The 14541-nt window shown below is 51.6% G+C and carries 12 protein-coding genes; 5 read left to right on the forward strand and 7 right to left on the reverse strand.

The window, feature by feature from the left end; translation table 11 throughout:
* Positions 1 to 242: 242 nt before the first annotated feature.
* Positions 243 to 2189: a putative bifunctional diguanylate cyclase/phosphodiesterase gene (locus KTH89_RS09285; RefSeq protein ID WP_158347359.1), complete on the forward strand. Its 1947-nt coding sequence runs from the start codon at positions 243 to 245 to the stop codon at positions 2187 to 2189.
* On the opposite strand, the gene tadA is transcribed toward KTH89_RS09285, so the two are convergent.
* Complete coding sequence (gene tadA / locus KTH89_RS09290; protein WP_158347358.1) at positions 2166 to 2702, reverse strand: tRNA adenosine(34) deaminase TadA; 537 nt, start codon at positions 2700 to 2702, stop codon at positions 2166 to 2168. The genes KTH89_RS09285 and tadA overlap by 24 nt on opposite strands.
* Positions 2703 to 2818: 116 nt before the next feature.
* Here tadA and KTH89_RS09295 point away from each other — a divergent pair, with 116 nt between their 5' ends.
* Complete coding sequence (locus tag KTH89_RS09295) at positions 2819 to 3514, forward strand: anaerobic ribonucleoside-triphosphate reductase activating protein (RefSeq protein WP_158347357.1); 696 nt, start codon at positions 2819 to 2821, stop codon at positions 3512 to 3514.
* Here KTH89_RS09295 and KTH89_RS09300 read toward each other — a convergent pair.
* Positions 3511 to 5496 (reverse strand): DUF6128 domain-containing protein, encoded by a 1986-nt coding sequence (locus KTH89_RS09300; RefSeq protein WP_158347356.1) that lies wholly within the window; start codon positions 5494 to 5496, stop codon positions 3511 to 3513. The genes KTH89_RS09295 and KTH89_RS09300 overlap by 4 nt on opposite strands.
* A gap of 222 nt (positions 5497 to 5718) precedes the next feature.
* On the opposite strand from KTH89_RS09300, the gene KTH89_RS09305 reads away from it, so the two are divergent.
* The gene (locus KTH89_RS09305; protein WP_158347355.1) at positions 5719 to 6060 is read left to right on the forward strand and encodes a PadR family transcriptional regulator; all 342 of its coding nucleotides are present in this window, start codon (positions 5719 to 5721) and stop codon (positions 6058 to 6060) included.
* The gene (locus tag KTH89_RS09310; RefSeq protein WP_158347354.1) at positions 6047 to 7408 is read left to right on the forward strand and encodes an FtsW/RodA/SpoVE family cell cycle protein; all 1362 of its coding nucleotides are present in this window, start codon (positions 6047 to 6049) and stop codon (positions 7406 to 7408) included. The genes KTH89_RS09305 and KTH89_RS09310 overlap by 14 nt, the downstream gene beginning before the upstream one ends.
* Here KTH89_RS09310 and rsmA read toward each other — a convergent pair.
* The 4 genes from rsmA to metG all read right to left on the reverse strand — a co-directional run bounded on the left by rsmA (position 7398) and on the right by metG (position 11821).
* Positions 7398 to 8270: a 16S rRNA (adenine(1518)-N(6)/adenine(1519)-N(6))-dimethyltransferase RsmA gene (rsmA, locus tag KTH89_RS09315; RefSeq protein WP_158347353.1), complete on the reverse strand. Its 873-nt coding sequence runs from the start codon at positions 8268 to 8270 to the stop codon at positions 7398 to 7400. The two genes, KTH89_RS09310 and rsmA, sit on opposite strands and share 11 nt — an antisense overlap.
* A 145-nt stretch (positions 8271 to 8415) precedes the next feature.
* Positions 8416 to 9195, reverse strand: a complete 780-nt coding sequence (locus KTH89_RS09320; protein ID WP_158347352.1) for a TatD family hydrolase — start codon at positions 9193 to 9195, stop codon at positions 8416 to 8418.
* Positions 9196 to 9239: 44 nt separating this feature from the next.
* Entirely contained in the window at positions 9240 to 9797 is a 558-nt protein-coding gene (gene hxlB, locus KTH89_RS09325; RefSeq protein ID WP_158347351.1) for a 6-phospho-3-hexuloisomerase, read from the reverse strand.
* 59 nt (positions 9798 to 9856) lie between these two features.
* Positions 9857 to 11821 (reverse strand): methionine--tRNA ligase, encoded by a 1965-nt coding sequence (gene metG / locus KTH89_RS09330; protein WP_158347350.1) that lies wholly within the window; start codon positions 11819 to 11821, stop codon positions 9857 to 9859.
* 534 nt (positions 11822 to 12355) lie between these two features.
* Here metG and KTH89_RS09335 point away from each other — a divergent pair.
* Positions 12356 to 14125, forward strand: a complete 1770-nt coding sequence (locus tag KTH89_RS09335; protein WP_238721449.1) for a DUF885 domain-containing protein — start codon at positions 12356 to 12358, stop codon at positions 14123 to 14125.
* Here KTH89_RS09335 and KTH89_RS09340 read toward each other — a convergent pair.
* Positions 14099 to 14533: a MarR family winged helix-turn-helix transcriptional regulator gene (locus tag KTH89_RS09340; RefSeq protein WP_330654893.1), complete on the reverse strand. Its 435-nt coding sequence runs from the start codon at positions 14531 to 14533 to the stop codon at positions 14099 to 14101. The two genes, KTH89_RS09335 and KTH89_RS09340, sit on opposite strands and share 27 nt — an antisense overlap.
* Positions 14534 to 14541: the final 8 nt, after the last annotated feature.

Consider the following 14541-nt stretch of genomic DNA (forward strand, 5'->3'; position numbering starts at 1 on the left):
ACCCTCACCCATATTATCATACACCAGATCTCCCTACTTTGCAACAATCCTAACATCACATTCGTTTTGTAAAAGCCCGGGAATTACTGCTGTAATGATTGATTTGTCGCAGCCGCGGTGTTATAGTAATAATACATTATACTGTTTAGGTCCCAAGATATGTATTTGTTTAAAAATACAAGAAAGCGCCTCCGCCCGGACAGATGGAGGGGCGCTTCATGTCCTGCTGCAAGGAGAAAGCTATGCGCACACGAACAAAAAAGAGATTGTATGGTCTTTACACCATATTGGGATTCCTTTTGGGCATCGCCATCTTATCCGGTTTGGTTTTTCAATCTGTATACAGCGCCCAGTCATACGGCCAGCTCATCAACTATCTGGGTCTTGTCCGGGGCACCACGCAGCGCCTTGTCAAACTGGAATTAAGCGGGACGCCCAATGACGAACTGATCGAATATCTGGACAGCATCCTCTCCAATTTGGAGTCCGGCGAAGGTGAATTTGGCCTGGATCTTGTAGAAGACGAGGATTATCTGGAATGCCTGTACACGTTACAGGAACAATGGGAGGATCTGAAAGCGGATATCCGTGCGTATCGCCTGGACCCGTCTTTTGAACACGCCCTGCTGGCCTCCAGCGAGACGTATTTTGACGCCTCCAACGAAACCGTGTTTACGGCGGAGGCGTACATGCACGGAGAGCTGCACCGATTATTGGTGGTAACGGGCGTTTTGATCGCGGGGATCGTCCTGGTGTGGCTGCTTCTTTTCATGCTGAATTTCAAACGGGTCCTCCATCTGGAGGGTCTCAACCGGGACCTGAACGACAAGGCCGGGCGGGACAGCCTCACTCACGCCTATACGCTCGACCGCTTCAAAGACGTTGCCCAAAAGCTGCTGGAGCAGCGACGCGGCAGGCAGTATGCGGTATTTTACATGGATTTTGCAGACTTTAACTATATCAACGACGTGTTTGGATATTCCTGGGGCGACAAGATCTTGGCGCAATATGCGTCCGTTCTGTCCGAAGATATGGCGGAGGACGAGGCCTTTGGCCGCGTCAATGCGGATAACTTCGTGGCGCTTCGAAGTTATCATACAAAAGAGGAACTGTACGAGCGCCAGGCGGATGTGGACCGGAAAATCACAGAGTTTATGCTCAGTTCCCGGGATAAGCATGCGCTGGTAGTCCGCTGCGGCATCTGCTGCGCGGAGGATGTGACCGAACCGCTTACCATCGATAGTCTGATAGACAGGGCCAACTATGCACGCAAGAGCGTTAAGGCGGGAACGCGCGAGGGATACTGCTTCTATGACGAGGGGATCCGCCTTCAATTGCGGGCGGAAAAGGCCATCGAGCACGACATGGAAGCCGCCCTGCGCAAGCATGAATTTATCGTGTATTACCAGCCAAAGGTCAGTCCTGAGTCGGACCGGATCACCTGCTCGGAGGCTCTGGTACGCTGGCGCAAGCCGGACGGGCAGATGATTCAGCCGGGCCAGTTTATTCCCGTATTTGAAAAAAACCACTCCATTCCCCTGCTGGACCGGTATGTATTCGAATCTGTCTGTATATGGCTGCGCCGTATGCTGGACGAGGGGAAGCCCGCGCTCCCCGTGTCGGTGAACGTATCCTGCCTGCAGTTTTACAGCAGCGACTTTGTAAAGACCTACCGTGAGATCCGGGACCGTTACCGGATACCCCGGGGGCTGCTGGAAATCGAGTTCACGGAGACGATCCTCTTTGACGACTGGCATGTGATGAACCGGACCGTGAAGCAGTTAAAGGACGCCGGTTTCATCTGTTCCATAGATGATTTTGGAAAGGGATATTCTTCCCTCAGCACAGTGAAGAACCTGGACATCGACGTGCTGAAGCTGGACGCGGTCTTTTTCCAGGACACCGGCACGTTAGAAAAAGACAGGCAGCTGGTGGCCGGGATCATCCACATGGTCCGGCAGCTCGGCATCACCACGGTGGCTGAGGGAATCGAGACCTGGGAGCAGGTGGAATTTTTGCGGGGCATCCGCTGCGATCTGATCCAGGGCTATGTATATTACAAGCCGATGCCGCAGGAGGAATACGAAGCACTCCTCATAAACGAGTCCGGGGAATACGGCCGGGACGCCGGCGTAAGGCAGCCCGAGGGGAGCGCAAAGAGATATCTAGAAACATGTCCGGCCGGGTGAAGACGCTTCCGGTCCCTCTTCGGCTTTCTCTTTTCGCTGTTTCTTTTCAAGCTTCACCCGTTTACGCAGTTCCTTGAAAAAGCTCTTTAACAGCCCGCTGCACTCTTCTTCCAGTACTCCGTAGGTGATTTCTACCTGATGATTGAATTCTTTCATCTGTAATATATTCAGGATCGATCCCGCGCACCCGGCTTTGGGATTCATACATCCGATCACCGCCCGGTCCATTCGGGATTGCACGATAGCTCCCGAACACATCTGACACGGTTCCAGCGTAATATAGATGGTGCAGCCTTCCAGACGCCAGTCCCCTAATTTTTTACTGGCTTTCCTGATTGCGGTTATCTCCGCGTGATTCAGCGTATTTTTATCGGTGTTTCTCCGGTTATAGCCCCTGCCGATCACCTTTCCTTCGCAGACAATCACGCAGCCGATAGGGACCTCGCCCAGGTCATAAGCTTTTTTGGCCTGGCGCAGCGCCTCTTTCATATATTTTTCATCCGTTGTTAGCATTTTTTAGTTCCCGTTTCCTATTTTCTTAGTTCTGTGTTATGATGATTAAAATTTGATTTTTATATCGTTTGTATGAAATATTATTAATTTTAATCTTAACACAGGCAGGTGCTGATATGCAAATACATGGACTCAACAAGACAACTTTATTGGATTATCCCGGCCACGTGGCTGCCACGCTTTTTCTGGGAAGCTGTAACTTCCGCTGCCCTTTCTGCCATAACGCCGGTCTGGTTCTGAATCCGGCTTCGGAACCGGTTATTCCGCTGATCGATGTCTTCGGTTTTCTGAAAAAACGCCGGGGAATCCTGGACGGGGTCTGTATCACCGGGGGGGAGCCGACTCTTCAGGAGGAGCTACCGGATCTGATCCATACCATCAGGGATCTGGGATACAAGATTAAGCTGGATACAAATGGCTCCAGGCCAGAGGTCCTGCGAAATCTTCTGGAGGAACAATTGCTGGATTGTGTCGCTATGGATATTAAGTCCTCCCGGGAAAACTATGCAAGGGTTGCAGGGGTACCCGGACTGGACATAAAAAAAATCGAAGAATCCGTCCGGTTATTGAAAGATTCTCCGATTTCCTATGAATTCCGCACTACGGTGGCGGAGGAACTGCATAGCGACGAGGATATGTATTCCATCCGCGACTGGTTAGATGGTTCCCGGGCTTATTTTCTGCAGCCCTATAAGGATTCCGACTCCGTGATTCAGGAAGGATTTCACGCGCCCTCACGGGAAACGCTGCTAAGGTGGCGCGGTATCTGCGCGGAAAAGATCGGTATCGTTGAAATTCGGGGGCTGGACTAATCGGTCAGCCTCACCCGTTTGTACCAGAATCCAAATTGGCCTATTTTGGATTCTATTTTTTTTGCTGGTTTGAAATTCGGGAAACCGAACATCACCGCCATCATCTTTTCTCTGTTATCGTAGATACCCGGAATCCCAAGCACATAGAACGTCTCGCCGTCTTTCTTCATTTTGCCCAGCAGCAGGTAGCGGTAATAGTAATATCCGTGCAGCAGAAAACTGTTGTTGCCAAGAATCCATTCCTCTTTGGGCAGCTGTACCAGATCTTTTGGCTCTATGCGAATGCACTCGATCGTCTCTTTGTCTTCGAAGGGTACTATGACGGGGAAGGCGCTCTTTAGATTCTCCCACTTTTGCGAGGGCTGGATATAGCGGTCGGATATATCGCAGCCGGGGCGGGGAGGTTCCGTATCCGCTGTTGGGGTCTCGTATGACGCCGAGGCGGATTCCGTCGTATCCGGGGAGGCTTCGGAAGGCGATGGGGCGGAGGTGAGCATCGGAGCTGCCGCCGGCCTTTCCGGAGTGGCAGTCGGAATATTTGTGCCGGAGCTTGGTATTTCAGCTCCTGGGCCCGGCATTTCTATTCCTGCGCTTGGCTTTTCCATTCCTGCGCTTGGCATTCCTGCTTCAAAACTCGGTATTTCCCGATTAGAACTCGGCATTCCTGCTTCAGGACTCTGTATGTCCGCTATAGGGCTTGGTGTTTCCACTCCTGCGTATGGTATTCCTGATTCAGCATTCGGCATCCCTGCTCCAGAACTTGGTATCCCTGCTCCGGGGTTTAGCGTCTCCGTATTGAATCGAGGCGCTGTCCCATTTACTTTTAGCCTGCTCTCGTCCATCCTTGTCTCACCGCCATTTGGATATGCGGCGGCCGCCTCATCCGGCAGTCCTCCAAGCGCTTCTCTTGCTCCTCTTTGCTCAAACGGAATATAGGGTTCTTCCCTGCCGGAGATCGTATCGTCAGGCATCCGGTCCGGTATGTCCGCTTCGGACTCAGGGATATAATCCGGCATCTGATCTTGCGTCTGATCTTGCATCTGATCCGGCATCCGGAACCGATGTTCCGCATGTTCCGGTGCGTTCCACTGCAGCCGTTCATCCTCCTGGTCCCAGGGCGCTGACGGTCCTATATTTTCATCTTGGTCATCTGCAGGCGGATACCATTGTCCCGCTATATCTATCTCCGTGTTCGCAGGCAGGGCTCCCTGAACGTCCGCCAGGCCCCCACGATCGTCCATGCAGTTCTCTTCCTGATCTCCCACCCGCGTATCCGTCTTATATTTTTGCTCTTCTTCCGCATAGATATTTTCTTCATACTCTTCCATCTCATATGCGTCGGAATAAACGTCGGGATAAACTGTTTCCGCTTCGCTTTGAAGCGCTTCCGGGGAATGTTCCGCCCCTGTCTGGCCCTGGATTTGTTCCTCCTCAAGCAGCGCTTCCTCGGAGAATAGTTCTCCGCTATGCTCAAACTCCGCCGTCGCCAATATGTCCATCTCATCTTCCAAAGGCAGGTCCGCCTGGGCGGCTTTTAACAGAATATCGGCATCCTCCCGTTGGGCAGACGCCTCCCTTTTTTCCAGCTCACTGTATAGATAGAACTGCGCCGGTTGGATCGGCCGGTCATCCCATTCCGTCGCGTAATTTTTCGTTCCCTCCGACCAGATATAGAGCCCTCCGATATCATCCAGGTTGATTCCGGTATCCATCAGATTCTCCGCTTCCGTTACCGTCTTAAAGTCCCCGACGCCGTTTACTATCCGCATTTCTCCCAATAAAATTCCGTAGATGCCGCTGCCCCGGCGGATAAACGCAAAAGCCTTCAGCGGGGTCTGCGTCCCGGTATAGATCCCTCTCAGATGAATGCCGATTCTGCACTCTCCGTTCCGGGCCTCTATCTTGGCAAAACCCACGTTATTTCCCTTCTGCTCTTTTTCATAGGCATATATGTATGCAACCAGCCTCTTATAATCAGACAAATCGGTCTCTCCTTTTTGTACTTGGTTTCTATAACTATTCTATTCAGAAATATGCAAATCCATGACAATGAATTCCTTTTACAGCTCATAAATGCAAAAGAAATATGCAAAATTTTGGAACGGGAGGGAAAAATTGCTTGACATATATAGACCATCGATATATATTTTATATAGATCATCGATACATATTTCATATACAGTCTTTAAAAGGAGGCGCATTAGATGAACATCGACAAGTCACTGCTGGCCGGCAGTACCGGTATGCTGATTTTGAAACTGCTGGAAGAAAAAGATATGTACGGATACGAAATGATTGAGGAACTGCGCAGGCGTTCGGACCATACTTTTGATTTCAAAGCCGGGACGCTCTATCCATTGCTGCATTCCCTGGAAGACAAATGCCTGTTATCCTCCTACGAAAACACCCAGGCTCCCAAAAAACGGAAATATTATACGATTACGAAGAAAGGACTCCGCTATCTGTCAGACAAGAAAGCGGAGTGGAAACTGTACACTTCGGCGGTCAATCAGGTCCTGGGAGGTGTCAGCTATGGAATCCTTTAACAAAATCGACGCGTATGTAGCCACAGTCCAGGACCAGATCCGCTGCGGCAAGATCCGTTCTTATGTAACCGAGGAAATCCGGGTTCATCTGGAGGAAGAGCGCAGTTTTCTGCTGGAAGCCGGTATTTCCGATCCGGAAGCCACGGATACCGCCATCGAAGAGATGGGGGACCCGGTGGACATCGGAGTAAAATTAGACCGGATCCACCGTCCGCGCATGAATTGGGTATTGTATTTCGGTGTGATCGCGTTCTGCCTGGCAGGCCTGCTGATCCAGTTCGTGATCCGTTCGGGCGGCGCCGGCCAACAGTTCACTCCCCTTTCCCGGCATCTCACGGGTATATTGATCGGAATAGCGGCCATGACGCTGATCTGCCGCCTGGATTTTACTCTGCTGGCCAAACATCCCTATATTATCTGGACCGTTTATTGGGCAGGTTTATTTATCTGTACCGATTTTGCACCCAAGTATAACGGCAGATGTGTCACACTCCTGCCTTATATGCTGCTGTTCATCCCCCTGTACGCAGGGCTTGTCTACAGCACCCGGGGCTGCGGCTATAGGGGGCTATTGAAGAATTTATTATTTTTACTGCTTCCGGGCCTCCTATGCCTCGCTATCCCAAGCGCCTCCACCTTTATGCTGGTACTCGGCGGCTGCCTGCTGTTGATGAGCGTCGCCATCTGTAAGAATTGGTTTCGCGTAAAGCACGGATGGGCTCTCCTGTGTACCTGGGGGATCAGCGTGATTCCTCCGCTGGTTCTGCTGCTGTTCAACAGCGGAGGCTACCGTCTCCGCCGTATCCAGGTGTTGCTGCACCCGTCGGCCTACGCGGACAATGAAGGTTACATGATTATGAAGCTCCGCAGTCTGCTGGGCCAGGCCAGTTTGGTGGGAGGTCTGTCCAACACAGAAATCGCAAAAAACCTGCCGGAAATCAGTACCGACTATCTGCTTTCCTATGTCATCCTCCACTTTGGCTGGGTGCCTGCTGTCCTTCTGATCGCTTTGCTGGCTGCTTTCCTGATCTATCTGTTCCGTTTAAGTGTACGCCAGACAAACGCGCTGGGCTTTCTGGTATCGCTGGCCTGCAGCTTCACTTTAACTTTTGAAATCCTGCTGTATCTGACCGTTAATCTGGGCATTTTCTATATGGCCCCGCTTGCGCTGCCATTTTTCTCCTATGGCGGACGGTGGATGGTACTAAACCTGTGTATTGTCGGGCTGCTGCTGTCGGTTCACCGGACCCGTACGATCCTGCCCGCAGGCCGGCTGCCCCAGTCCTCCATGGGCCATCGGTTTTTTACCTTTGAAAATGGAAAAATGACCATCGATTTTAACCGATAGCCATTTCTTTCAGAATATTTGATAACTGAGCGAATTGTTTAAGCGTCAGGGCTTCTCCCCGTACCGCTGGCGGGAAGCCCGCTTTTTTGATTGCCGCTTCAATCTGCTCCTTGGAGTAACCAAGCTCCTGCGAATTATTCAACCCATTGGCCAGCGTTTTCCGCCTCTGGTTAAAAGAAGCCCGGATCATGCCAAACAGCAGCTTCTCATCCGCCGCCTCCACCGGAGGCTGCTCGTGCTTCGTCAGCCGGATCACCGCGGAACCCACATTGGGCCTTGGCATAAAGCAGTTCGGAGGAACATTGGCCGCGATATAAGGCTTGGCATAATACTGCACCGCCAGCGACAGTGCCCCGTAGTCCTTGGAACCCGGTCCCGCCTGCATCCGGTCCGCCACCTCTTTTTGCACCATAATCGTCAGGCTGTGCAGCGGCATGTGGCTCTCGAAAATGCCCATGATGATCGGGGTCGTAATGTAATAGGGCAGATTCGCCACCACCTTGACGGGCTTCCCCGCATTTTCCTTTTGAACCAATTCCGGCAAATCCAGTTTCAGGACGTCTTCATTTACCACCGTCACATTATCATAACCGGCCAGCGTATCCTCCAGAATCGGAATCAGATTCCGGTCGATCTCCACAGCCATAACCTTCCGGGCGTTCTCCGCCAGGTACTGAGTCATAGTTCCGATACCCGGGCCGATCTCCAGCACGAAGTCATCCTTCGTGATATCCGCGGCCCGGATGATCTTCTCCAGCACATGCGTATCGATCAGAAAGTTCTGTCCGAATTTCTTTTGGAACACAAACTTATATTTATTCAGAATCTCAATGGTATTCCTGGGATTTCCTAGTGTGGCCATAAAGCCTCCTTCACTTCTATAAAATGCAAAGGTGCAAAAGGGGACATGTCCAAATCAGTTTGGGACATGTCCATTCCAGTTTGGGACATGTCCATTTCAGTCTGGACATGTCCCAAACCGATTTGGACATGTCCCCTTTTGTACCTTAGTTCCGGAAGAATAAGTTTCGGGCGTTCCGGTTCGTGATCTCTACTACCTGTTCGTAAGAGATTCCTTTGAGCTGAGCGATCTGCCGGGCTATGTACGGCAGGTTCAGGGAGGAATTCCTCTTTCCCCGGTTGGGCGCCGGGGAAAGGTACGGACTGTCGGTCTCCAGCAGGATCTTATCCATAGGCAGGAATTCCACCGCCTCTTTTAATTTTTTTGCGTTGTTAAAGGTAACCACTCCGCCAACCCCGATGTAGAAGCCCATCTTCAGATACTCTTCCGCCATCTCTTTGGAGTAGGAGAAGCAGTGAACCACGCCGCCGGTCTCTTCCGCGTGCATTTCCTTCATGATCGTCAGCGTGTCCTTTGCCGCATCCCTGCTGTGAATGACCACCGGAAGCTTTACCTCCCGGGCCAGTTCCAGCTGGCGGCAAAACCACTTGCGCTGCACCGGCCGCTCAGGCTCATCCCAGTAGTAGTCCAGGCCGATCTCTCCTACGGCTACGATTTTCGGCCTTTCGCACTGGGCTTTCAGCCAAGTGATCTTCTGTTCGTCCAGTTCCGCCGTGTCGCTGGGATGAACCCCCACCGCGCCGTATACAAACGGATATTTTTCCGTCAGTTCCACGGTCCTTTGGGAAGAGTCTATGTTGGCTCCGATATTAATAATGTATTCGATTCCCTGCTGCTGCATATTTCCCAGCAGTTCTTCCCGGTCTTCGTCAAACGCCTCATCATCATAGTGGGCGTGGCTTTCAAATATCTTCGTTGTTTCCATGAATCCTGCCTTTCCATTCGGTCTAACGGTCTAACTCCCTCGCGCTACTCCAGATTGGCATGCCGCTTAAACATGGTATCCGAATCAAGGCCCAGCGCTTCCATCACTTCCATGCTGATGGCGTCCAGGCAGATCAAAAACGACTGCTCATACAGGTTTGCCATGGGCTGGAAGGATGTAAATTTACTGGCTTTGTCCGATTTCGGCGTGGGCGCGGGTATCTGAAGCACATGGTCCGCCGCCCTGGCCAGGCTGGAGTCGGCGAAGCTGGTGATCGTAATCACGCTAAGCCCCAGCCGCTTCGCTTTGTCCACATAGGCCTTCAGGCTCTCCGTTTCCCCGGAGCCGCTGCCGACGATCAGCAGATCCCCCGCCTGGGCTCCCGGCGTCGCGGTATCGCCCACCACATAGGCGTTTAATCCCGCGTGCATCATTCTCATGGCAAAGGTCCGGATCAGGTTGCCGGAACGGCCGACCCCTGCAAAATATATGTGGGGCGCCTTCACAATGCGCTCTACCATACCCGCAACCTGCTCCTCGCTGACCTCGCTCAGCGTCATCTTCAGTTCTTCTAATATGCGTTCAAATTTTGGCTGTATCATGAATCTATCCTTCCTTTTTAAGGGCCGTGAATCGTTGGTGTCACAAAGTCCTGAGAACTTTAACTGATCTTGGCTCCGGAGGGCATGGGTTTTTCCGGGGCTACTATGGCCAGTTTTCCGTCCGCGTCTTCCGCGCACAGGATCATGCCTTCGGAGAGTACTCCCGCTAACTTGGCCGGTTTCAGGTTTACGAGGACCATGACTTTTTTGCCTACCATTTCCTCCGGTTTATAATAGGCTTTGATTCCGGACACGATCTGCTTTACCTGGCTGCCGATGCGAACCTGGGAGCATAATAATTTTTTGGACTTGGGCACTTCCTCGCAGGCTATAATCTCGCCTACCTGGAACTGCATCTTCATGAAATCGTCGTAGGAGATCTCCTCCTTCGGCTCTATGTCGATACCCGGTTCTTCAGGCTTTTCTTCCTGAGGGGCCGCGTTCGCCGCCTGCATGGCCTCCACTTTTTCCATAACCTCTTTTAAGTCCAGACGGGCGAAGAGGATCTCCGGTTTTTCGATGACTTTGGTTCCGGAAGGGTAGGTTCCGAATGTATCCAGATCGTCGAAGGTTCTGGCCGGCGCGTTCAGCTGGGACAGGATCTTGCCTGAAGCGGCAGGCATGAAGGGCTCTAACAAGGTTGCCCCGATGCAGATGCCTTCCACCAGATTATAAAGTACGGTGGCAAGCCGGTCCTTTTTAGCCTCATCCTTTGCCAGTATCCAGGGCTCGGTTTCATCGATGTATTTATTGCAGCGCTTGAATATGGCGAAGATCTCGGTGATGGCGTCAGCCACCCGCAGGCCATCCATTTTATCCGCCACTTTTTTGGACGCTTCCAGAATGACGGATTTTAATTCTTCATCCACCGGCTCGGAGGCTCCGGCGTCCTTTACGATTCCGTCAAAGTATTTGTTTGACATGGAGATCGTCCGGTTGACCAGATTGCCCAGCGTGTTGGCCAGATCGGAATTCAGGCGCTCTACCATCAGCTCCCAGGAGATGACGCCGTCATTTTCAAAAGGCATCTCGTGGAGGACGAAGTAGCGTACCGCGTCTACGCCGAAGAAATCCGCCAGGTCGTCCGCATACAGGACATTTCCCTTGGATTTACTCATCTTGCCGTCGCCCTGCAGCAGCCAGGGATGGCCGAATATCTGCTTCGGCAGCGGCAGGTCCAGCGCCATCAGGAAGATGGGCCAGTAGATCGTATGGAAACGGATAATGTCTTTGCCGATCAGATGCAGATCCGCGGGCCAGTCTTTTTTGAACTGTTCGGTACAGCCGCCGTCGCAGTCATAGCCGATTCCCGTGATGTAGTTGGTCAGCGCGTCCAGCCACACATAGATCACATGCTTCGGATCAAAGTCCACGGGAATTCCCCATTTGAAGGAGGTCCGGGATACGCACAAATCCTGCAGGCCGGGAAGAAGGAAGTTGTTCATCATTTCATTTTTCCTGGATACCGGCTGGATGAATTCGGGGTGCTCATTTATGTGGCGGATCAGCCGGTCGGCGTATTTGCTCATACGGAAGAAATAGGCCTCTTCTTTGGCCGGCTGCACAGGTCTGCCGCAGTCGGGGCATTTTCCGTCCACCAGCTGGGATTCGGTAAAAAACGCCTCGCAGGGAGTGCAGTAAAGCCCCTCATAATAGCCCTTGTAGATATCTCCCTGGTCATATAATTTTTTAAATATCTTCTGCACCTGTTTTTCATGCTCCGCATCCGTGGTACGGATGAATTTGTCGTAGGAGGTATTCATCAGATCCCAGATCCGCCGGATCTCCCCGGCCACGCCGTCCACGAATTCCTTCGGCGTTACGCCGGCCTCCTCCGCTTTTAGCTCAATTTTCTGACCGTGCTCATCGGTCCCTGTCTGGAAAAACACGTCGTAGCCCTGCTGTCTTTTGAAGCGGGCGATGCTGTCCGCCAAAATAATCTCGTACGTATTGCCGATATGCGGCTTCCCTGATGTGTACGTGATTGCTGTGGTAATATAATATTTCTCTTTCGAATTACCCAATGTAATTTCCTCCTGTCGTTTTTGCTTTCTTTCTTCGAAAACGCGGCCTCTTCCTTTCCGCCGCTGCGCGGTCTTACGGGGTTTTATTTCCACAGAAGCCTTTCCCTGTAAAGTAAAATAAAAAAACCTGCCTTCTCTCTCAAGAAGACAGGCATCTGCCCGTGTTACCACTTCCATTCACCCGTTTCTCACGAAACAAGGCCTCTGCGAGTACAAAAATGTAACCATTCCCATACTTCCCGCTATAACAGGCGGACCTGTCGCAGCCTTACAGATCATCTCTGCTCGGTGCGCTGCTCAGAAGCCATCTTCAACCGGGTCCCGAATTTCCCTCTCAGCTCACGGGAATTCTCTGTAATTCAGGCGCGCAGGCTTACTCTCTTCATCATCGCGTTTTCGTACATGATTCATATAGTTCAGCCTAGCACACCGGTATCCGGTTGTCAAGGAGTCAATCCGCCTTTCCATTTGAACCGGCATACTTTCGTATTTCCCTCATAGAATATTATGAAATCATATGTGAACGGCGACAGTATGAAAAAATATCTTACACGGGTTCTGGCCCTCCTACTAACCGCAGCCCTTCTGCTTCCCGCTGCCGGCTGCCATTCTACCTCTCCCGAAAATACCCTTAAAAATAATTATACGTCTTTCCAGGAATATACGCATGATGTGTTTGTAAATGAGATTTCCAGCAATACGCTGAATCTGCACTATACGCTGGCCGACCCGGCCGCCTATGGGATTACGGACCCGAAAATAACGCTTGGTGATTTCAGTAAGGAATCCATGCAGGCCGCAGTCATGAGTATGGAAAATTATCAGGCTGTGCTGCACAGCTTTTCCTATGAAGACCTGTCCCCGGAGGATCAGCTTACGTACGATATACTGGACAGCTATTTTACCACGGAACTAACCTGCCCGGATCTGTATCTGTACGGGGAGCCTTTAAGCCCCACGATCGGCACCCAGGCCCAGCTGCCTGTTCTGTTCGCGGAGTATGAGTTCCGAAGCAGGCAGGATGTGGATAACTATCTGATGCTTCTGTCCCAGTTAGATGAATATTACGCAAGCCTGATGGATTTTGAAAAAGAAAAGGCTAAGGCAGGGCTGTTTATGCCCTCTTATGCCGCGGAGGACGTGATTTCCCAGTGCAGGGAATATATTTCCGGCGAAGACGGCAATTTCCTGCTGACCATATTCCCGGAAAAGCTGGAGACTGTCCCGGATCTGGATAATGACATGAAACAGTCTTACATAGAGCAGAACGCGGCGATCGTGGAGCAGGATGTGATCCCCGCATATCAGGCGATCATCGGGGGCCTGGAGACGCTGGAGAAAAAAAGCAAAAACGAATACGGGCTCTGCCATTTTAAAAACGGCAGGAAATACTATGAATATATCGTCCGTTCGGACACGGGTTCTGCCCGGACGATCCCGCAGATCCAGGAGATGCTGGACGAACAGATGAAGGCGGATTTCCAGTCCATGGCGGCCGTGATCGGACAGCACCCGGATATTCTGGATCAGCTGGACAGCTATGACGGCATTCAGACGGACCCCAACGAGATCCTCTCCGACCTCCAGAATAAAATGACCCCGTTTTTCCCCACGCCGCCCTCGGTATCCTGTACGGTTAAGTATGTGCATCCGTCCCTGGAGAAGCACTTAAGCCCGGCGTTTTACCTGACGCCGGCCATTGATGATATGAGCTCCAATGTGATCTATATCAATCAGGGCAGCAAGCCGGACCAGCTGGATCTGTATACCACTTTGGCCCACGAGGGATATCCGGGACATTTATACCAGACGGTCTATACGAATTCCACCTCCCCGGACTGCGTCCGCAGCCTGTTAAATTTCCCGGGCTATGTGGAGGGCTGGGCCACCTATGTGGAAATGATTTCCTATGGGTTCGCGGACATCGACCGGGCGCTGGCGAAGCTGCTGCAGTCGAACCAGTCGGTGACCCTGAATCTCTATGCCCATTTGGATATCGGCATCCACTATGACGGCTGGACCCCGGATGACGCCGCGGCCTACCTGAATGACTATGGCATCTCAAACCCCGATGTGGTGAGCGAGATTTACCACGCCATCGTGGAGGCTCCCGGCAACTATTTGAAATATTATGTGGGATGTCTGGAATTTATGGATCTGAGGAAACAGGCCCAGGAATACCTGGGAGATCAGTTTAAGCTGAAAGATTTTCATGAATTTCTACTAAAATGCGGACCCGCGCCGTTTGACATCGTGGAAAAATATATGATCCTCTGGCTAGAGTCCGTAAAAAAACCCTCTTAAATTCTGAAGCGCCTTTACCAGCACTTCCGTCTCTTGTTCATTGAGGCCTTCCAAAACCTTCCGTATCATGGCGTCATGGAATTTCTTATGGTGGAGGAAGGCTCTCTTTCCCTTTTCGGAAAGCGAAAGCAGCACGACCCTGCGGTCCTCCTCGCTGCGCTCCCGGCTCACATACCCCTTTTTCACAAGGCTGTTGATCGCGATGGTCAGCGTGCCCACCGTAACGGACAGTGCTTTGGCCACTGTGGACATACTTTTACAGCCATCTTCGCCGATGGCATCGATAATATGCATGTCATTGTTGCTGATGTCTTTGAACTCATCCGTGATGATCGCTTTCTGCTCCAAATCCATGATATCCCGAAACAGATTCACAAGGACATCGTTCAGTGTCTGGTACGTATCCACAACGCGGT

Source organism: Diplocloster agilis, from assembly GCF_019042275.1.
GTDB classification, from domain to species: domain Bacteria; phylum Bacillota; class Clostridia; order Lachnospirales; family Lachnospiraceae; genus Diplocloster; species Diplocloster agilis.

Coding starts and splice junctions, on each gene's coding strand:
- KTH89_RS09285 (WP_158347359.1), top strand. CDS start 243: ATGCGCACACGAACAAAAAAGAGATTGTATGGTCTTTACACCATATTG.
- tadA (WP_158347358.1), bottom strand. CDS start 2,702: ATGCTAACAACGGATGAAAAATATATGAAAGAGGCGCTGCGCCAGGCC.
- KTH89_RS09295 (WP_158347357.1), top strand. CDS start 2,819: ATGCAAATACATGGACTCAACAAGACAACTTTATTGGATTATCCCGGC.
- KTH89_RS09305 (WP_158347355.1), top strand. CDS start 5,719: ATGAACATCGACAAGTCACTGCTGGCCGGCAGTACCGGTATGCTGATT.
- KTH89_RS09310 (WP_158347354.1), top strand. CDS start 6,047: ATGGAATCCTTTAACAAAATCGACGCGTATGTAGCCACAGTCCAGGAC.
- rsmA (WP_158347353.1), bottom strand. CDS start 8,270: ATGGCCACACTAGGAAATCCCAGGAATACCATTGAGATTCTGAATAAA.
- KTH89_RS09320 (WP_158347352.1), bottom strand. CDS start 9,195: ATGGAAACAACGAAGATATTTGAAAGCCACGCCCACTATGATGATGAG.
- hxlB (WP_158347351.1), bottom strand. CDS start 9,797: ATGATACAGCCAAAATTTGAACGCATATTAGAAGAACTGAAGATGACG.
- KTH89_RS09335 (WP_238721449.1), top strand. CDS start 12,356: ATGAAAAAATATCTTACACGGGTTCTGGCCCTCCTACTAACCGCAGCC.